Origin of the sequence: Candidatus Uabimicrobium amorphum (assembly GCF_009002475.1) — a bacterium.
In the GTDB taxonomy this organism is placed as follows: Bacteria; Planctomycetota; Uabimicrobiia; order Uabimicrobiales; family Uabimicrobiaceae; genus Uabimicrobium; species Uabimicrobium amorphum.
On sequence record NZ_AP019860.1, the window covers coordinates 4885851 to 4905781 of the forward strand.

General features: G+C 38.4%; 14 protein-coding genes. 6 read left to right on the forward strand and 8 right to left on the reverse strand.

Annotated elements, in window-relative coordinates; translation table 11 throughout:
* Positions 1-63: 63 nt before the first annotated feature.
* The 3 genes from UABAM_RS17775 to UABAM_RS17785 all read left to right on the forward strand — a co-directional run bounded on the left by UABAM_RS17775 (position 64) and on the right by UABAM_RS17785 (position 2174).
* Entirely contained in the window at positions 64-927 is an 864-nt protein-coding gene (locus UABAM_RS17775; protein ID WP_151969357.1) for a serine/threonine-protein kinase, read from the forward strand.
* Between the two features lie 149 nt (positions 928-1076).
* On the forward strand, positions 1077-1427 hold the full coding sequence (locus UABAM_RS17780; RefSeq protein WP_151969358.1) for a hypothetical protein: 351 nt from the start codon (positions 1077-1079) through the stop codon (positions 1425-1427).
* Positions 1428-1433: 6 nt separating this feature from the next.
* Complete coding sequence (locus UABAM_RS17785) at positions 1434-2174, forward strand: hypothetical protein (RefSeq protein WP_151969359.1); 741 nt, start codon at positions 1434-1436, stop codon at positions 2172-2174.
* A 236-nt stretch (positions 2175-2410) separates the two neighbouring features.
* Here UABAM_RS17785 and UABAM_RS17790 read toward each other — a convergent pair whose 3' ends face one another.
* The 6 genes from UABAM_RS17790 to UABAM_RS17815 all read right to left on the reverse strand — a co-directional run bounded on the left by UABAM_RS17790 (position 2411) and on the right by UABAM_RS17815 (position 13669).
* Positions 2411-5335, reverse strand: a complete 2925-nt coding sequence (locus tag UABAM_RS17790) for a protein kinase domain-containing protein (RefSeq protein WP_151969360.1) — start codon at positions 5333-5335, stop codon at positions 2411-2413.
* Positions 5335-9597 carry a serine/threonine protein kinase gene (locus UABAM_RS17795; RefSeq protein ID WP_151969361.1) on the reverse strand — a complete coding sequence of 1421 codons (4263 nt, stop codon included), beginning with the start codon at positions 9595-9597 and terminating at the stop codon, positions 5335-5337. Before UABAM_RS17795 ends, UABAM_RS17790 begins: the two co-directional genes overlap by 1 nt.
* Positions 9594-10136 carry an LOG family protein gene (locus tag UABAM_RS17800; RefSeq protein ID WP_152022024.1) on the reverse strand — a complete coding sequence of 181 codons (543 nt, stop codon included), beginning with the start codon at positions 10134-10136 and terminating at the stop codon, positions 9594-9596. The genes UABAM_RS17795 and UABAM_RS17800 overlap by 4 nt, the downstream gene beginning before the upstream one ends.
* Before the next feature lie 44 nt (positions 10137-10180).
* Positions 10181-11056: a TIGR01777 family oxidoreductase gene (locus UABAM_RS17805; protein ID WP_151969362.1), complete on the reverse strand. Its 876-nt coding sequence runs from the start codon at positions 11054-11056 to the stop codon at positions 10181-10183.
* A 124-nt stretch (positions 11057-11180) separates the two neighbouring features.
* Positions 11181-12989, reverse strand: a complete 1809-nt coding sequence (locus tag UABAM_RS17810) for a hypothetical protein (RefSeq protein ID WP_151969363.1) — start codon at positions 12987-12989, stop codon at positions 11181-11183.
* Positions 12990-13000: 11 nt separating this feature from the next.
* The gene (locus tag UABAM_RS17815; protein ID WP_151969364.1) at positions 13001-13669 is read right to left on the reverse strand and encodes a hypothetical protein; all 669 of its coding nucleotides are present in this window, start codon (positions 13667-13669) and stop codon (positions 13001-13003) included.
* A 563-nt stretch (positions 13670-14232) separates the two neighbouring features.
* On the opposite strand from UABAM_RS17815, the gene recJ reads away from it, so the two are divergent.
* Both recJ and UABAM_RS17825 read left to right on the forward strand, forming a co-directional pair.
* Complete coding sequence (gene recJ / locus UABAM_RS17820; RefSeq protein ID WP_173013398.1) at positions 14233-15993, forward strand: single-stranded-DNA-specific exonuclease RecJ; 1761 nt, start codon at positions 14233-14235, stop codon at positions 15991-15993.
* 1 nt (position 15994) lies between these two features.
* Positions 15995-16621: an HD domain-containing protein gene (locus UABAM_RS17825; protein ID WP_151969366.1), complete on the forward strand. Its 627-nt coding sequence runs from the start codon at positions 15995-15997 to the stop codon at positions 16619-16621.
* Positions 16622-16739: 118 nt separating this feature from the next.
* On the opposite strand, the gene UABAM_RS17830 is transcribed toward UABAM_RS17825, so the two are convergent.
* Both UABAM_RS17830 and UABAM_RS17835 read right to left on the reverse strand, forming a co-directional pair.
* On the reverse strand, positions 16740-17684 hold the full coding sequence (locus UABAM_RS17830) for a DUF805 domain-containing protein (protein ID WP_151969367.1): 945 nt from the start codon (positions 17682-17684) through the stop codon (positions 16740-16742).
* Between the two features lie 250 nt (positions 17685-17934).
* A complete protein-coding gene (locus tag UABAM_RS17835) occupies positions 17935-18774 on the reverse strand; it encodes a hypothetical protein (RefSeq protein WP_151969368.1) in 840 nt (279 codons plus the stop codon).
* 20 nt (positions 18775-18794) lie between these two features.
* Here UABAM_RS17835 and prmC point away from each other — a divergent pair, with 20 nt between their 5' ends.
* On the forward strand, positions 18795-19925 hold the full coding sequence (prmC, locus tag UABAM_RS17840) for a peptide chain release factor N(5)-glutamine methyltransferase (protein WP_151969369.1): 1131 nt from the start codon (positions 18795-18797) through the stop codon (positions 19923-19925).
* The last annotated feature ends 6 nt before the right edge of the window (positions 19926-19931 follow it).

Here is a 19931-nt window from a genome sequence, read left to right on the forward strand (position 1 = left end):
TAATGCTTTTCGATCCCGATCAGAATCGGGATCGATTTACCAGTGGGAATAGATGGAGACATCATGGCCAATTTACAAAAAGGTAGTATTTTTAGAAGTCGTTATGAAATAAAAGAATTGTTAGAAAAAGGTGGAATGGGCAGTGTATATCTTGCAAACGATGTATTTTTAGATGAAAATGTCGTCATAAAAGTGGCGCAAATTCCACAAAACGATGACGAATTAAAACTTTTAAGTCGTATGCAGCGCGAGTACAAAATTTTGCATAATCTCGACCATCCAAATATAGTCAAAGCAAGAGATTTATTCGTGGAAGATGAACAATCGTTTTTGGTGATGGAGTACATCAAGGCTGACTCTTTACAAAAGATGATTGGCTTACACAAAGATTTTTTAAGTATTGATGAGAAATTGACTATTATGATGGATCTTATTGCGACAGTTGACTATGTCAATAAAAACGATATCATCCATCGTGATATAAAGCCCGCGAATATACTGATTGACAATTTAAAGCCTATATTAGTTGATTTTGGCATTAGCAAACCATATCGGACAGATTTTGAGATCGTGACAACTGGAGCGGCCGTTATAGGCACTTACGATTATATGAGTCCCGAACAACTTAGTTCGCAACCTCTTACGTTTTCGGATGTTTTTTCTTTGGGGGCTGTTATTTATCAACTCTTTACATGGCAAAAAACCGGCCCTTTTCACGGCAAAACACCTTTTCAAATATCGAGAAATATAATCTCCGGAGATGTAACACCCTTGGTTGATATTGTGCCATACGAAGAACAAGACGAAAATAAGATTCGAAAAATATCACATGTGATTGGTAAAATGATTGAAAAAAAACCTGAGAGTCGAATGAAGCTTTCTAATGCTTTAGAAGTTTTACAAAGTCTCAGTGCAAGTAACAAATAATTACTGGTTAGGCTTTGAGAACAGTGGAATTACAAAACGCCTTTTGAAAAGAGATATGTTTATTGTAGAATCTGTAACGAACAACAACTAGTGTTGTAGAATATTAGTTTGTGTACGTTGCCCAAGTACTTAATTTAGGAAAAAAATAAATGCGAATATTATGTTTTATGATGATGATTATTTTCATTTCAGGTTGTACCTTTGGAGAGCGACGCGTTGGTAGCTCGGATAAGTGGCAGTCCGCAATTAGCCAAGTAAAAGTAAAGCAAACAACCGAAGCGGAACTTATTCAAATTTTTGGACCTCCGGCATTAACCGACGTCAAAACCATCAAAGACCATGTTGTTTATTACTATTGGATGGAAAAACTCAAAAATAGATCACTATACCTATTTGTGTACAATTATTGGGATATCGACATTCAGTATGATCGCGCTATGTTTGTTTTTAAGGATGGCGTTTTACAAAGTTATGGTATTTCCCGAGACGTAGAAAAGTAGGCGTGTATGCGAATCTTATTTTTGTGCATTTGTGCGATGCTATGTTGTTGCTCTCATAATTCTATACGTATAGGAAAGCCTATTGTTGAAACACTCCATGGCTTAGAAAAAAAAGACTTATTTTACTCTGATGTTCTGCGTTTATTGGGACCACCATGGCGTATGTACCCCTATCAAGAAGGATTTATCTTTGTTTACGCCAGCTATGATAGCGATGAAAAAAAATTCAGTCTTTCGTATGGACAGTATGGCTTGCGCGGTAAAGCAGATTATGCCTTTGGTGCGTATTTTGAAGATTTGACAGTATTGTATTTTTCGCCAGAAGGAAAATTGGATAAATATGGCACAAAACGCGAAAAAATCAAACAAGGGTGGGGAGGGTCTCTAGGCCCTGTAATTATCGGTTCTGATTTGTTTAGTAATCCTTTCTATCAAAAGTACGATTATTACAACCACAGACATGTACCTTTTCTTAGCTCCTTATTTGAGCGCGTTAATATTCGAACAGGCCCTCCACATCGTCAATATATTAACGAGGTCGAAACTACCCCCCAGGTAGACCGTGGTCTTGGTCAAAGTGCAAAAAAAAGGAATTTGCCAAATACTGGGGAGAAAAATGCTATTCCCTTACGACTCTCCTCTGAATTTTCGGAACTTTCTAAATTTAGATGGTTTGAAATCAAGGAAGAAGGTGAAAAACGTCCCATCTTAAGTTCTCCTCATACACCAAGAAAAGTAGATGATTAAGCGATGCCTCCGGGTATCATCCCTGCGAAAGCACATATATGTCAAGCTAAGACATAAACCCCTTATGGTGTCATCCCTGCAAAAGCAGGGATCTAGCGTTGACAAGTCCACTTATATTGCTGGTTTCCCGCTTACGCGGGAATGACACGGATTTGTAAGCCTTTAAAAAGCTTTTACTCTTTGCTTGACACGTATGTGCCAAAGAAGCAGGGATCTAGCAACATAAAGTTGATTTCCTATTTTGAATATTTGTCGATATATTGTTGTATTTCTTCGCGATCAATGCTTTGTGGGTTTATTTGCAAATATTTTTTCCAGTCGCTTACCGCATGTTGGTAAAGACGTAATTTTTTATAAACAAGAGCGCGTTCTTTGTGGATAAGCCCTGGATCTTTGATGTGATTTGAGCGCAAAGCAGTGGAGTAATTCTCTATGGCTTTGTTCCACATTTTTTTATCTTCGTAGATCCGCGCCAGTTGGTAATACACGGGGCCAAAGTTTTTGTCGATAGAAATAGTTTTCCTATACATTTCTAAAGCCTTTTTAATGTTACCTTGGCGGTAATAGACTTCCCCTAGATTACTATAAGCCTCCTTCATGTTCGGATTTTCTTTTAACGCTAAGAAGTAGTTTTCAACCGCTTTTTGTGTATTGCCTATTTTTTCATATGCATAACCACGATCAACATATGCGCCCGCCCACCGAGGGTTAATTCGCAGTACTTGATTTAAATCATGTATCGCATGGTGCCACATGTATTTTGCGAAGTATACACGAGAACGATTACTATGTGCTGTGAAGCTATTTTTGTTGCGGCGAATGGCTTCTGTGAAATCTTTTAGGGCTAAATCTAGCTTTTTGTGAGTGAAAAAGAAGAAACCACGGTTGCTATAATATAAAGATTCTTGTGGATTCAGGGCAACGGAACGATTGAAGTCACGGAGAGCGTTCTCATATTTTTTTTGTTTGGTAAATAAAATGGCTCTCTTGTTGTAAACATCTGCAGCAAATATTTTTTTGTGGCGGTAGGATGTTAGTATTTGCGAGTAATCGGCAAGAGCGTTTTCGTACTTTTGTGTTGCTTCATATGCCGATGCACGTGCAAGCAACAGTTGTGGATTAGGCTCTATCGCGATGGCTGCGGTGAAGTCTACAATGGCTCCTTCATAATTTTTGTTGTCCATTTTTTGGGCACCACGCATGAAAAGAGCTTCAATGGTGTTGGGTTTTTTTGTGTTGTCGATAGGTATCCAGCTGTAAGGTAATTTTGTACGCCAATAAAGAGGACTGTTTCCCCCGAATATTCGCCGTGCCCAGTAAACCACTTCGTTGGCGCGAGCGTCCCTTAGTCGTCCAAGAGACCAAATAATGGTTTCCACCAATTGTTCTTCTTGTTTTACATTGGTATTTTTTAGAATAAAGATAAGCCACTCTACGGCATCTTTATCACGGTATTTTGTGGTGCGATCTCCTATTTTTCCCAGAGCTTCGACGGCAATTCTCTTTTGGACGCTAGATGAACTAGGCATCGATACGTAGCGAAGCAAATCTGTCACTATGTAGGTTTCAGGCATTTTTAAAATAGTGGTGATATATTCGTCTATCATTCCAGGGGCTAACTGACCATTTGCTTTGTCCATAATCGTTTGTAAGTTTTTGATACGTTGATTTTTTAATTCTTTGCGTTTACTATCTAATATTTGGAAAAGCACCTTGGATTTTTTCGAATCTATTTCTTTACAATGCGCAAAGCACAACTCACTCAACATGTAATTTTCGATCAAGATGGCAATGAGTCCCATTTGTTTTTCAATGGTAAATAGCAATTCTAGTGTATGATCGTTGTGCTGAGGGACTTGTTGTAGAATGCTGAGGGCTTTGCGGTATTTGTATAACGACTTTTCGACAGCATCATGTAAGGAATATTTTGAAGTCTTACTCTTGTATTTTTGTAGTGTTTCGTAATCGGGAATGTTGTGGAATATGCTTGCTGCTTGGGAAAGTAATGATTGTGTTTGCTGGGACTTTTGCCAATAGCTCCAAACTGTTATTGCTGTAGATAGGAACACAATCGTAACGACAACGGCTATTAGAGACACTCGTGTTGCTTTATCCCTTTTTATTTTGCGAACGATACGCGTCCACTTTTTGGGCATATGAGCACGAACGTCTTTTCCCTGTTTAAAGCGCATTAGATCATCGACAAAGTCGGCAACACTTTGGTAGCGCTTTTCGCGTTCCTTTTCTAAAGCTTTTAGACATATCCTGTCGAGTTCCGAAGGCAATGATGGATTTAGTGTTGAAGGAATTGCTGGGTCTTTGGAACAAATTTGTATAAAAAGGTGGGCGAGTTGTGGCGCGCTAAATGGCAAATGTTTTGTTAACACTTCGTAGAGCATAACACCTAATGAGTAAACGTCACTTCGCTCATCGACAAGGTCGTTGCTGGCGTTGGCTTGTTCTGGCGACATATAGCTTGGAGTACCGATAATCGCACCGCTTGCAGATATCTTTTCCGCGTTTTTTACTTCTTTTGCCAATCCAAAATCCATGATGATCGGTTGCAAATCATTGTTGAGCATGATATTTTCTGGTTTTAAATCGCGATGGATAATGCCATGGCGATGCGCATAGTGTACGGCATCGCCTATTTTGATAAATATGTCGATCATTTGTTCTTGGGGAAGATCTTCTTCTAAAATTTGTGCTAGAGTGTGACCCACAACGAGATCCATGGAGAAAAAATAAAAGCCATGTTCGTTGATGACATCATACATTTTGATAATGTTGGGATGGTGAAGTTTGGCCACGGAACGAATTTCGCGAACAAAACGTTCTAGGTTTTCTTGGCCGGGCCTTGCCAGTTTTTTTATGGCGACTTGCTTGTTTAAAAGTAAATCAAAGGCTTTGTAAACAGTTCCCATGCCTCCCTGACCAATCTCGCCGAATATTACGTAGCGCTTTTTAAGAGTACTTTGAGCAATATGCTGCTGAAGTTTTTGTAAGTCCGATGGGGATATATATCCCTTGTCGCGAAAAAATTGCGATATTGGTTGTGCGTTATATTGTTGTGGATGTTCTAAATATTCTTGTATTTGATCTTGTGTTATCAATTTCATATGTTGCGATAACTTGATAAATAGGTTGTCTTGTGGACGCATTATTTTTTCACCTCGATTGGTAGTCGTTGCTGTGTAATGTTTTCCTTAAGACTACGCAGTGCTCTCTGCCAATCTTCGCCAATATCAACATTGTTAGAGGAAGAATCTACTATTTTTTGCAGAGACTGTATATCGTAGGGATCTTCAAAGTACAATTTCTGATAAATTTGTTGCGCTTTTGTCACCATAGATGCACGTTCGTATATTTTGGCAATGCGTTGCAGGAAAATGCGATTTGTGGTTTGCGAAAGCGTCTCTAGTTCGCGATAATCGACTTTTTCTCCTGCGAGTATTTGCGTTTCTATCTTCTCTATGGAATAGCGCGTGTTACGCGGCTGTAATTTTAGTGCTTTTTGTAGAAGACGGAGTGCTTCGGGGTATTCTTTCATGGCTTGGTGAATAACAGCACGTTCATATAAATATGTATGCTGTGGATTTAGTGAAACGGCATAATTTAGAAGCTTGATGACCTTTAAACCGATGGTTTTGTCTCGAATAACACTGCGTAAGAAGTCGATATATTGTGAATAGTTGTCTTGTGTAAAACTATCACCACTCAGAGGAAAACTTTGCTGTCTTTTTCTCTTAAGAAGTAATTGTACCCTTTCCTGGTTTTGTATATCAGAATACATAGAGCGTAGACTTTGGTAAAATCCTTGGGCTAAGGCCTTTTTTCTTAACTTTCCAAATTTGTTTTTACGTAAAACAAGTTTACGACTGTCTTGTTCGGGTAAGTATAAAATCTCACTTGTCCAATGAAGTGTCTTGTACTTGGTGTGTAGATGAGTAAAAAGCTTTATCTTTTGTAAAATTTTGTTGCGTAACTTTTCACGGTGTAACTTTTCCATTTGCACAACTACACGCTGCTTACGACATATTTCAGCAATGATATTTTGTAGAAGTTTTGCTAAGCTCTGGGTGTTAACTTGACAGAAAGCATTTAACGGAAAATCAAGGATCGTTTCATTCACCGGGCTGAAAATGTAAATAGCAGCTAAATGAGCATTGGTCTCTGTATTGATGTCTATTTCATCCAACATTTCTTGTAGATGTAAGTCTATTTGTATGCAGCGATAGAGCATTAATTTAAGCTGTGGATCTTTTAAGGCACTGATGGTTTGCTTTACGTCGTGTTCTTTCGATCCATTGAGAAATTCAGAAAACCATTTATATCTCTTTTTAAATACGCGATTTTTCATGATACGTTGTATATGAAAAATAAAGCGAAAAAAGCGAATTTTGGGATTGTTTTTCAAAAAATGAAAATAGCTCATTGTACGAACAACACGCGGAATTTTGTCGTTATGTAATATGCGTTGTATGTCGGCAGAGTTTACAATAAATAGTTGTGCCCAGAGCTTGATGGCCAAGTGAACGAGTTCCCCGTCTCGCGTCTCAAGAAAAAACTTTTCTAAAATTTCCTTGAGCAAATCATTGCCATAAAGACCTCTACTAAAGCGCTTTTCGGCAAGAAGACGATCATGATGATCGGTTGGTATACCTTTATTTATCATCGTGCGCAATGTTATCTTTGCCAAGTGAGGTTTACTTAGGCCAAGAAGTAATAGTGAGTGTTGGTGTAGGTCTTTTATGTTAATTTTTTTTATAAGTGTATCATATGCATAGGCGCTCAGGCGTTCATTTGGTTTATTGGCGATGGTAATTAAAAACTGATATGCTCGCTGTTCTTGTTTTGTGTTGTAGATATAACTCGCCTGCATAACGCCTTCTAACGTTTCTTTGTAACTGCGCTCAATTTTTGAAGTTAGACAGGGATTATTCTTATAGATGAGTACTTGAATTAATAATTTTTTGAGAAATTTTTTTTCCGGCAAAGAGGAGTTGCGGCATACCCAGTTCCAGGCTCGTTGTGCTTTGGTTCTGTCAAAATTTGTTAAACCATAGCGATACAAAACTAAATCCATAAGTAGTTGACCACTACGATCAAAGATTTTTGCGCGTTGTTTTTTGAGGTGTGCGTAGTGATAAGTTTTTAGTAGAGTATGGAGCACTGCATAACGCATCACTATATTTTCTTGGTCGTTACAGAATATATTGCGAAAAATACTATCGGCATTTTCTTGTACTTGCGCATACATTTTGCCATTACTTCGAGTATATAAATACGCAGCACGGTAACGATTTATATTCATGATTTTTTGCTGGTGAAGATCTTTTATTTCTTCTGAGATGAACTGTGGATATCTATTGTAGATATCTTTGAGTACTTTGGAGTTTGCAGGTAAGGAACGCAAGATAACATCTTTTGTAGAGCCTTGAGCTTTTTCGAGTAACTCTTTTGTCGTTTGACTGTCATATTTTTGCAGAGCCATGAAGTAACCGTGGTATTCGCGTTCGTACTTTTTACGATGATACGTTACCTCTGCGGCAAAAAGTTTAGGAATTGTGCTTCGCGAATAATTTTGAAAGCTTTTTTGTAGAACGTATATAAACGCTTCGTAATCTGTTAATCGTTCGTTACTAATCTTGGCGAAAAATTGAAAAGCCGGTAACGATCTTTCACCTTTTTCGATGGCGTGTACGATATGTTGTAGAGAAAGACTTTTGTTGCCTATTATATAGTGCATACGGGCTAAACAATGATGAACATGGGCGATGTTCGGCTCGCGTTTATTGACGGTGTTGAGTGTTGCAATAAAACGATTGTAAATCCTTTGCCATCTTCGTTGTTGCGATTTTTTTGTGTAGATACTATCTAGTATGCATTCCATCATTGCCCGTAAGATAATACTGTTATTTTCCAAATCATATGCTTTTTTTAGTGAAATAAAAGCTTTGTAAATATTTCCATTTCTGTAGGATATGACGCCTAAATAGTAGTAGTACATGGGGTATTCTTGTAAAAAAGCTTTTCTATTGGAAATTTTATTGAAATATTTGTGGCTATCGGTATCATTTTTTTGTGTGAAGGCTACATAACCAGACAGATAGCAAAGTATATCGTTGATGGTTATATTTGCAATGTACAGCTCATTACTCGGTTTTATTTCTTTGAGTACTTTGGCGACATTTTCAGGCTGTTCTAAATCATGGTACATTTCCGCTAAAGCGACTAGGCACTGCGGGTGGTTTTTTATATCGTCAAAACTGTACTGTTGGTGGAACCTTGTGTATTGCTTTAAGCCCAGCAAAATTCGCACTTGCAAAATGTTTAAATTTTTTTTGGGGAATTGCTTTTGCGTATTTTGGAGTAAATGTAGTGCTGTGTGGTACTTGCGGTGCGAGAGTGAGTTTTGAATGGAGCGCACATGATCTTCGAAGGTAAAAAGTTTCAATGAGGTATTTTTTTTGGGGGAGAACAGCGGTTGATAAACGGCCAAACCACCAATAAAAAGCGCCAATAAAAAAAAGGCTACTTTTTTATACCTGGGGGAATGCGAGGATAATTTACGATTTTGTATATGCATTTCTAAATCGTTGACAAAAGACATCATCGTACGATATCTTTTGTGGCGATGGTTTGTGGCTTTGCGGCAAATATCATCTAGTGTTTTGGGAACATTACAAACATCGCCAAGATAGCGCTGTTGTTGTAAACGTAAGTTATATAGAACTTCGAGCATATCATCACCTAAAACCATCGGCTCGCCACTGATAATTTCGAAAAGAATACTACCTAGAGAGTAGATATCTGTTTGTGCGTTTAAGCGAGAACCTTTTACCTGTTCGGGTGACATGTAGCGTGGAGTCCCTAGTATTTCACCAGTTTGCGTAAGTTGTTCTTCTGTTAATTTAATATTTTTTGCTAGGCCAAAGTCCATGATTTTGGGATTGTTGTGCTGATCAATAAAAATATTTGACGGTTTTATATCGCGGTGTACAATACCGTTTTTATGTGTGTAGTATAAAGCAAGGGCTATTTTTTTGATGAGTTGAATGCGTTGCAGTTGGGGAAGTTGGTGTATGGGAAATTTATCTAAGGTAGTACCCTCTAAGTACTCCATCACCAAGTATAAGTGCCCATTGTAGTTACCAGCAGCATAAACGGTTACTATGTTGGGGTGACGTAGTTCACCCATGATTTTAGTTTCGCGTAAAAATCTTTTTTCAGCGATGAGGTTTTTAGCACCCTGTAGAAGAAATTTTATGGCAACAGTGCGTTTTGATTGTCGTTCTTGACATTTGTACACAATTCCCATACCGCCGCGGTCAATTTCGTTGAGAACAGTGTACTTTCCAAATTCATCTCCTACCTGGAGAACTTCACATTCTTCGAAAAAAGTTTTATCGATATTACTCATTTCGTTGCTTGTTGTATTTGCTGTAGTACATCTTGGGGAGATTCGCCAACACTAAGTCGAAAATTTTCACGTGGTAAAAATTTCTGTTCTATCATGAATTCGAAAAATTGTAGTAATAAGTCATAATAATTGGCGACATTGAGTACCGCGATGGGTTTTTTATGGAAACCCAATTGTGTCCAAGTCAAAATTTCCATAAGTTCTTCTAAAGTGCCGATGCCACCTGGAAGAGCTATGAACGCATCGGACAAATCGGCCATTTTTTGTTTGCGCTGATGCATATTGTCAACAATTAGCAGTTCGGTAATCTCAAGATGGGCTAGTTCTTTTTCGTATAAAGCTTTAGGGATCACACCAATCACCTTACCATTGTTTTGTAGGACGGAATCAGCAAGTATTCCCATCAAGCCTACATGGCCACCTCCATATACCAAGGTGATGTCATTTTGCGCAAGCAATTTTCCCAAAGCAATCGCCGCCATTTGGTATTGCAATAAGTTACCTTCGCGCGAGCCACAGTAAACACAAATACTTTTTATCAATGCCATCACCTTTCTTTTGTCTCAAATTCTGTTTCATAGGTCTACATTTTGCTCAAGACTTCTTGCAGTGCCGACTTTAAGTCTGGATATGAGAATGTAAACTCTTTTTCTTCTAATCTTTTTGGTAATACTTTCTGTCCTTGGAGAATGGTTTCGGCAAATTCTCCCAAAGTAATTTTTAGCAATATGTTGGGAACTTTTACAGTTGCTATTCGCGGTAACAATGAGCTGAGTGTTTTATTAAAGTCGTTGTAAGTAACTGGATTAGGACTACACACATTGTACACTCCATGGTAAGAACTGTCACTCATCGCTTGTTGAATAAAATGAAGAACATCGGCGATGTGAATCCATGAAAAATACTGTTGACCACTTCCAATACGTCCACCGAGAAATTTTTGCCCAATCATGTTTTTTATCGCACCGCCATTGCCAATAGTAACCCCTAAACGCATAATGACAACGCGACAATTTTTTTTAGTGGCAAGTTGCGCTTGATCTTCCCAATTTTTCGCAAGTTGCGCTAAAAAATCTCTACCGTTTGCGCTTTGCTCATCGAATGTTTTATTAAGAGCATATCCATAGTAGCCTACCGCGGAAGCGTTAATTAAACATTGATGGCTATCCATATTTTCAACAATTGCTTTTGTGGTTTTTAAACGAGCATCCTGCAATTGGCGTTTGATGGAGTTTGTCCATTTGCGTGCAATATCGTTTCCGCAAAGGTTAATGATAACGTCACTCGACGCTAACTCTGATTTCCAATCATCTTTTTTGACAAGATCGCTAACGAGATTTTTCCCTTGGGGAAAGTGAATTTTTTGGCGTGTTAAAGCGATGACTTCATGATTTTGCGCTAGTTTATCAATTATGTTACTTCCAATAAAACCACCAGCACCAGCAACAAATATTTTCAATTTTTACATCCTCAAAAAACAAGGGCAAAAGCTATATGCCTTTGCCCCTCGAGGTATACGGCTAAACAGATTTCCTTACTTATAGTAGAGGAAATCTGTTTTAGTAATAATTACGTTTAGGTACTTAGTCGCGTTCAGCAGGAACATAGATGACATCGTCATCTGTTTGCCAAACTTCTTTTTCCGTAAGTATTTTTCCGAGCTCTTGTACTTGACGATGGAATTCTTGGAATTCCGCTTCGTCCGCAGGAGCTTCTATTTGCCGTGCCTTTGTTATCTTTGAAGATTCTTTTTCGCGTTTAAAAGAAGACATTTTCATTTCTTCTTTTGGTTTCAACAAATACAATGGGCCGCGAAGTTCCATTGTGTATTGCTTTTCTAAATCCTCTGCGTTGATGATAATACGCTTGGCAAGGTAGTTGATCGCCATATCTATCTTGTGCTTCATTGCACGCACTTCAACTTCTAAACCAGTTTCTGATAACCACTGAACCCAACCATGTTGTAAATGGCCATTTTGATCAGGGTAAGCGATGCACCAAACAGATCCTTTTTTCTCTAAAACAGGAAAATAGGTGTCGGCATTTCCTTGATCCATTTTAAATGTAAATACATTGTTACTTCCTTGTAGGCAATCATCATGTGAGCGATAAATCGCAAATGATTTTGTGGCTCTTACACGATACAAAGTATTCCATAAAAATAAATCTTTGGCATTAATCCAGCCGTGTGCATTGTTTTCAAACGGACTAGTTCCGACTTTTACCGCAACATTGGCATTGTCTTTCGCAAATGAAAATGCAAAAACATAGTACTCTTTCATAATTGCTAATACATTGCCATTTGGTTGTTGCATATTTTCTGTTGCATAAGCGACAACTCCTGGTTTGTTTGGTACTCCCATAATCGGGAAACCATCTTGCTTCTTGATCCAATAACCATGAGTAAGTCCTTTGTATAAAAGGGCTCTATCCATACCTGGATACTGGTTTGTAGGGGACGGAATGAGTTCTGTTGGTTTTTTGGCAGGAACTACTTGATCCCCTGGAGTTGCGTTTAAGTCTGTTGGATCAACAGTATTTTCCACAACTTGCTTTTCTTCTACTGGTTTTTTTACCTGAGCGACTGTTTCTTTTTCAGATAGGTCTTGAGTTAAATCAGGTATTTCGTTTCCAGGAAGACTTGGTTGTGAAGAATCAGGTTGTACGTTGTTACGAACGACGACAAGTCTTTGCGCACTAATTGTGTGACCAACACTTTGTCCATTGTGCGTAATGCGTAAATCAACACTGCTATTGCTATCATAAACACCAGGTAACTTGCTTAGGTTGATGATGATAATACCATTTTTTGTCGTGTGAAAGTCTGCTATTTTTCCGTTGGTGATAATTTTTAGTTTACCGCCTCTTACAATCGCAACATCACGTTTTGTTCCTTCTTTTCTCCAGGCTCCAGGGATGACATTTGTGGTAACTTCTGGAGTTACAGGTCCGGACAACAGACCAGCTTTTTCTGGGCGGAAATTTCTGAAAGGCCAAACCATAGAGACGGGATAAATCGCTAGGTCTGGGTCTCCATTGATCACACCCCCTACAATGGCTAAAGGTGTGAAAGGTACGGTAATAGCACCAATGATAAATTCATCCACTTTACGTGCGACAGAAAAAGGGTAACGTTTTTCAACTATTTTGGTATCACTACGGGTAAATTTTGTATAAGAGACTTCCTTCATAAGTTGTATTTTATACATCTCTGAAGAAACATCATCTTGTAAGGCTCTTTTTACAACCAACGAGTTTACCATATCCTTTGTTTCTACTCGGGGTTGCTTAATGACTTCACGCTGTGTTGCCGTATTAGCACAGCTACATAGTAAGATAGCAAAACAAAGAACTATTGTTTTGTTTATAAGGTTTTTCTTGAGTGCAAACATCGGGGGGCCTCCTAAAATTCAATCTCTGAAGAAAGTAGAACGGAATACCCATCGACACCAAACGTATCTTCGCCGCCGATTTCATCTTCGAAAACCCATTCACCTTTTTCGTAAGATGCTTCAAGGGAGAAGCCCACAGGGTAGTCTCCACTAGGAAGTATACCTATTTTTCCGAATACCCCAGCGCTCCATCCAAGAGCTCCGACATCATCTTCATTTACAACATCATCATTTATTATTTGTCCCGATTCGTGGACACCTGCGGTATGACCCGATGCAAAGGCTCCTGCTTCAACAAAGAACATGTCTCCAAGAGGTTGTTTCCAACTCACAAAAGGACCGCCACCTAACATCAAAAGGACAAAATCTGAAAATGCCTCGTCACCAGTGGCCGCATCCTCGACATCTATGTCTCCACCAAGTGCACCCCTAAATTCAATACCAGTACGGAATTCAGGAAGAGCTTCTATGATACTTCCTCCAGTACGTACTTTTACAATGAAGGAGTCTATATTATTCACTTTGGTTTCTACAAGTTCTCCATTAATATCTTGTACGGATACGATGTCATCGTCTAGATTAAAACGTGCATAACCACCGCCAACTTCCATAAACGGTTTATAACAACCTGTTATAGATATGCAGGCAAATGCATATAAAAGAATTCTCTTTAGTCTCATAGACGCTCCGGCTTCTAAATGGTTTTAGATTTGCCAGCCTCCTCATGTTATTTAAATAAATATATGACTTCTACTTATACGTAGTTTACTACTTTTAACAAATTATGTAAATATTTTTCGCAGAATTATTACACAGTGGATAATCACTGCTTGCACTTAGTTCAAAAATTTAGGACAATAAAGAAAAATTTTTGAGTTTGTATGCTAGGAATAAATTTTCTGCCTGCGACTTATTTATTGAAGCATTTTTGTGTTATTTTAATCGCTAGTTTGAGCATTCTTATATAAAATAAGGTTTGCTGAGAGTCTCTTAGGTTTTTTATGCACAAAATATTGAGACTACTTTTGATTCTTGCTGTTAAGAAATGTGAAAAGAGCAAGAAAACATTACTAAATCCATGTATAATTATGTGAAGATTTCGATTATATACTATAAGAGTGGGTGTATACTGCGTTTTTATTCCACAAAAAATTGTCCAACCAAAGCATTGTGAAAACACACATACATTATAGTATAATAAAAACGGGCATTGTTTTACCATTATTTTTTGTTAGGAGATACCTTGGAAACGCGTTGGTTACAGAAAGAAAGAGATGAAGAGGCAATAAAAAATCTTGCTCATGAAGCTCAAATTGATGAATTATTTGCGACAATACTGGTGAATAGAGACATTATAACTTTGGAGCAATTCAACGATTATTTAAATCCTAAACTAAAAAATATGCACGATCCGCATTTGTTATATGACATGGATAAAGCCGTTTCGCGTATAAAAAAAGCTATCGAGGACAAAGAGAAAATATATGTATATGGTGATTACGATGTTGATGGTGTTACCGGTACATCTGTTATTTATGAATGCTTGAAAGTTTTAGGAGCGAATGCATTTTTCTATATACCGCATCGCCTAAAAGAAGGATATGGATTAAATATTGATGCTGTGCAGCACATTATAGATGAAAAAGCAAGTTTGGTCATTACCGTTGACTGTGGAATTAGAGGATTTAAATCTACGGCATATGCAAAAGAGCGCAACCTTGATATCATCGTGACAGATCACCACGAAGTTGATCCAGAAAATTTACCGCAAGCGTACGCCATTGTAAATCCAAAAGACCAGCGTGGGAACTATCCATTTAAAGGGATTTGTGGAGCAAGTGTTGCTTTTAAACTTTCTTGGGCGTTGTGCCAGGCCTTCTCTCCTGAAAATAAAGATAAAAAAGTACTTCCAGAACTACAAAAGTTTTTATTAGACGCCATGGCCTTAGTTGCCATTGGAACTGTGGCAGATGTGGTTCCACTTCTTGAAGAAAATCGCGTTGTAACACATTTTGGCCTCATGGCATTAGAGCGCTCTGAAAATGTGGGTTTAAAAGCACTTAAGGAAGTCTCTAATTTGAGTCAAGCAAGTCCCATTACACCTGAGCATGTAGGGTTTCGCTTAGGACCGAGAATTAACGCTATGGGACGAATGGAACACTCTCGTTATTCCGTAGAGCTCTTGACAACAAAAAATATTACTACAGCGCAAAAACTAGCACGCAGTATGGAAGTGGAAAACCAAAAACGTCGCAAGCTACAACAGCGCATCTTCAAGCAAGCTCTAGCCCAGATGGAACGTTATGAGTATCACAAGCAAAACGTAATTATTTTGGCAGATGAAGGTTGGCATCCAGGAATTATTGGTATTGTTGCAAGTCGCATAGTCGAAAAGTACTATCGTCCGGTTTGTATTATCGGAGTTGAAAATGGCTTTGGTAAGTCATCGGCGCGTTCTATTCCTGGCTTTAATTTGTTCCAAGCTTTAAAACATTGTGAAGAACTACTTGTTGCATTTGGTGGGCATAGTATGGCAGCGGGGTTCAAAATCGAAGCGGACAAGATTTCCGCCTTTCGTCGTAAAATGAATGAATTTGCCGAAGAAATACTTACACCAGAGCACTTTATTCCCTCCATTAAAGTAGATCTAGAGATTACATTCGACAAAATTGACTGGGAATTTGCGGGAAATATTCGTCGTATGTCTCCTTTGGGAGAAAAAAATCCACCACCGGTATTGATCGCGTTTGGTGTGGAAGTCGTAATGAACCCTCGTCCTACAAGAGCAGGGGGGAAAGGCGAACATCTGATTTTTTATGTACGACAAAACGATACGACATTTAAAGCTGTTTTTTTTGGCCAAGGAGAACGTTTGGACGAATTAGTCGAAGCCAAAGTATGCGATTTAGCTTTTTCGCCAACGATCAATACCTGGGGAGAAAATCACAACATTGAATTGATGGTAAAAGATATGAAGACACCCCTAACAAATCAAGGATTTTGATATGACAAATTGGGAGTCTGTATTTCAACAATATTTACAGAGAAACGCAACACAAGATAAAGCTCATGATTTAGCACACATTCAAAGAGTTGTTGGCAATGCAAAAACTCTCGCCAATGAGGAAAAAGCAAATTTTGATGTGGTTATTCCTGCTGCATGGTTGCACGACTGTGTTATTGTACCAAAAAATTCACCTGAGCGTGCAAAGGCATCTTCTATTGCCGCAAAGCAAGCGATAGAGTTTCTTGAAGAAATTAACTATCCCCGCGAACATTTGCCGGCGATTGAACACGCTATTGCCGCACACAGCTTTTCGGCAAATATTGAAACGAAAACTCTGGAGGCAAAGGTTGTCCAAGATGCAGATCGTATAGATGCCTTAGGGGCAGTAGGTCTTGCGCGTTGCTTGATTACGGGAGCCCAACTCAACTTAGACTTGTATTCTTTGGACGATCCGTTTTGTGAAAGTCGACAGGGGAATGATCGTTTATACACCATAGATCACTTTTACTGTAAATTGTTGAAACTAAAAGAACAAATGAAAACAACAGCTGGTCGTAAAATGGCAGAAGAGCGCAGTCTGTTTTTGCAGAGTTTTTTGGATCAGTTAAAAATGGAAATAACGTAAGTTTTGTCATGTAGCTTTAGTTTCAATAGCCCATAGGCTCATGCTGCACGCACATCGTTTGAACATCGTTTGATATAAGATTTACGATGTAAACGATGTGCGTGAAGTGTGAACGATGTTAAAATGTAACCTTCAGTCGTTTACTACTCAAATCATAATCAATATCCAATTGATTGAGTATTTTTTGTAGTTGTCGTAACTCAGAAGAATATTTATATACATATTTGGTAATATCTTGATTGTTCAACCACGGTGGACTTTCTTTCCCTTCTTTCCCTATCATTTCTTTGAGATAGAATCGCATTTTTGGCGTAGTTTTTCTCATTACTTCCAACTTTAATCTTGCCGTTAAATAACGTTCAAGTACAAAATCTAGCCTGCAGTTCACATCCACTTCAAATTCAATTTTATCTGTGGTTGCGGCACTTGCGTTCATGGAATGAACGTGTATTTTTTCCGCCAAAGATTCGTTTGCGTTTATGAGAGCATTTAGTTCTTTGGTGGTTAAGAGACAGACTCCCCTTTTTTTCTTGGCTTGTCGTACTTTTTTGTAAGCATCTTGTACTTCGTCAAGAGTGGCACCGTGTTCGAGTTCCATCGGTAGAGGTGAAGTTAATACGATGTACGGTGGTAAACAAAAACAAATAGTAGTACCAATAGAAAATACAAGTCCCTGTATGAAAAGTATTTTGAGGAAATAAAAAATGGAGGGAATTTTGTACTGTGATGGTGGTCCGAATTCGTTTGCTTCTTGATCCCCTTTGGACCACAGGCGTGTAAATATGCCAGAAAACGGAATGAAAATTTTAAAAATGTCATAGCCAGGAATGCCTGTATCGTGCAGACGACCACTCATATTTACGGTGATCGGAGTCATTAACGCAATTACAATCGCTAAAGCAAAAACAAATGTGCAATACAAAAAGGTATTTGGAGTACACATCGGTATTAAGAAAAGTATGAACGGTGCGAGAAATGCGATTGCCCAACATATCACAATCACATGACCAATGACAAACTGCGTGCGATTACGTCGATGTGGGTTGTTTGTGTTACTGTTCATTTAAAAGAGCCTTTATATACAATAAAAAATACTAACATTTAATTGTACTGCGAAAAAATTTGTTTGCAACTTTATAAGCGTAAAATGATTTTATTAGTGACGGAATAAGTAGTACAAGTGTAACATTTGTCCATATTTTTGCGAACTATCAATACGAAAGCAAATGGTTACCTTAATCAAGGTGTATGTTTTTTACGAAATATTATGTGGTTGAAAATTACAAGGCGGACATTGTGCCCGCCTGTAATTTTTAATAATCTTCGTCAATAAACCCACCTTGGCTTTCGAACAACAATACCCCAGGAGAGGAGTTAACACATTCAATTAACAACTCATTGAATTCAGCTCTTTCTTGAATGATACTAATGATGTCGGCTTGCGATAAGCCACTGCGTACATTGGTGACTTGGTATACCAAATATCCAGGAGATTCGGCCCCACCAGGAGCTATATTTAGTGTACCTTCCAAATCTTTTATCGTATCGCGGAATTTTGTTTTTTGTTCACGGGTATTGTAAATAAATTTAATTTCATATTCATTGGTGTTGGGAATGGCGTTACCCGTGTGTATTTCTTCTATGATTTTGTCAGCAACTTTTCGCGAAACTTCTTCAACACTTATTTTCTGCGGATCAACAGTTATTTCGTTTTCGCAACCAAAACCAATATAGCTCTCTCTATATCTCTCTCCGGAAGCGAGTTGAAAACGCCAATACTGTTGTCCCGTTTCTTTTCGAACGGCACGTGTTCCCACGTTTGCGTACCAACAACTTACACCACCAGCAGGGTCATAGCGCCTTGAAGTTTTTAACCACAAATAGATTAAAGCATTCGCTTGATTTGGGTTGGTGACTATTGTAAGATATTCCCCTAGTCGATCTTGGATTGTTGCGAACATGACATCGCTATTTGGTTCGTGTTGTCCCATGGAATCGTAGTCTGCAACAAAGGCGACCTTAACACCTTGAAGCTTATGTGAGCTACCTGGAGTGGGTTCATAAGGATAGTAAGGACCATCATGTGGAACCGATGGGCACCCACATAGCCCTAAGCATATAGTAATCACCAACACAATATTGAGTACTCTCATTACATTCTCCTGTAATCTTTATGAAAATAATAACAACAATTATTCGCCTGCTATACCCCGAAAAAAAACCACACATTGGAAGTTTTTCTTCGCATATAGAGGCTCCATGTATAAGTTTGACACTTGAAGACGTTCACTGCTACAAAAAAAAGTCCTTTGATGCTATTTTGGCGCCAGAGTTTTCCGAAAATTATTTTGCCTTGGTGCGTCCAGGAGGATTTTTGGTGCTACAAAATAGCAAGGAAAGTCCTTCCGCGGTTACGTTTGAAAATTATACCATCATGCGCCAGCCGTGTATAACAGATAATGATACTTTATCTGTGCGTGCTGCGGTTTTGTGGAGTAACTTGAATCTTTACTTTAGTGACGACCGGGGTATTGAGTCGCAAATGCTCGTCGAGCACTGTTTGCAAGAGAATACTTCTTTTCTGTACACCTTTCCCGAAAAAAAGATGACATTAAAGGAAGATTGTCTTTTGCAGACTCTTTTAGAAAAAAGACAGCAACGCATACCCATTTCTTACATATTACAATGTAAAAACTTTATGTCTTTGTCTTTTGCTGTAGATGAAAATGTATTGATTCCACGTCCTGAAACCGAACTGATTGTCGAATATGTTATGGAAACATACCAGAGACAAGAGATTTGCGGTCTTGATTTGGCCACCGGGAGCGGTTGTATTGCTATTAGTATTCTGCACTACCTACCACAGGCCTTTTTTGTGGCCAGTGATTTGTCTTTTGCCGCATTACAAAAGGCGAAAGAAAATGCTATTGTAAATGGGGTATACGAACGCATTCGTTTGGTAAATGGTGATATGTTGCAGCCTTTTGACGCACACCAACAATTTGATGTGATTGTCAGTAATCCTCCGTATATAGCGTTTCACGACTATGAAAATTTATGCCCAGAACTAAAATACGAACCACAAATGGCTCTTACCGCAGAGGAAGATGGGTTGTATTTTTATCGCACTATTTTAGAGGCAGCGTATGGTTATTTGAAACCGGGGGGAGAACTCATTATGGAAATGGGGTATTTGCAGTTTCCGCAAATAAAAGCGATGATCCCCAAAGAATTACAGTTTAAAGATGTTATCAAAGATCACGCTGGTATAGATCGTGTTATTATTGTTGAAAGCAAATTTTGAGGAAAG

What these genes read in the sequence shown, in the direction of transcription:
- UABAM_RS17775 (WP_151969357.1), top strand. Translation starts at nt 64, where the DNA reads ATGGCCAATTTACAAAAAGGTAGTATTTTTAGAAGTCGTTATGAAATA.
- UABAM_RS17780 (WP_151969358.1), top strand. Translation starts at nt 1,077, where the DNA reads ATGCGAATATTATGTTTTATGATGATGATTATTTTCATTTCAGGTTGT.
- UABAM_RS17785 (WP_151969359.1), top strand. Translation starts at nt 1,434, where the DNA reads ATGCGAATCTTATTTTTGTGCATTTGTGCGATGCTATGTTGTTGCTCT.
- UABAM_RS17790 (WP_151969360.1), bottom strand. Translation starts at nt 5,335, where the DNA reads ATGCGTCCACAAGACAACCTATTTATCAAGTTATCGCAACATATGAAA.
- UABAM_RS17795 (WP_151969361.1), bottom strand. Translation starts at nt 9,597, where the DNA reads ATGAGTAATATCGATAAAACTTTTTTCGAAGAATGTGAAGTTCTCCAG.
- UABAM_RS17810 (WP_151969363.1), bottom strand. Translation starts at nt 12,989, where the DNA reads ATGTTTGCACTCAAGAAAAACCTTATAAACAAAACAATAGTTCTTTGT.
- UABAM_RS17815 (WP_151969364.1), bottom strand. Translation starts at nt 13,669, where the DNA reads ATGAGACTAAAGAGAATTCTTTTATATGCATTTGCCTGCATATCTATA.
- UABAM_RS17825 (WP_151969366.1), top strand. Translation starts at nt 15,995, where the DNA reads ATGACAAATTGGGAGTCTGTATTTCAACAATATTTACAGAGAAACGCA.
- UABAM_RS17830 (WP_151969367.1), bottom strand. Translation starts at nt 17,684, where the DNA reads ATGAACAGTAACACAAACAACCCACATCGACGTAATCGCACGCAGTTT.
- UABAM_RS17835 (WP_151969368.1), bottom strand. Translation starts at nt 18,774, where the DNA reads ATGAGAGTACTCAATATTGTGTTGGTGATTACTATATGCTTAGGGCTA.
- prmC (WP_151969369.1), top strand. Translation starts at nt 18,795, where the DNA reads ATGAAAATAATAACAACAATTATTCGCCTGCTATACCCCGAAAAAAAA.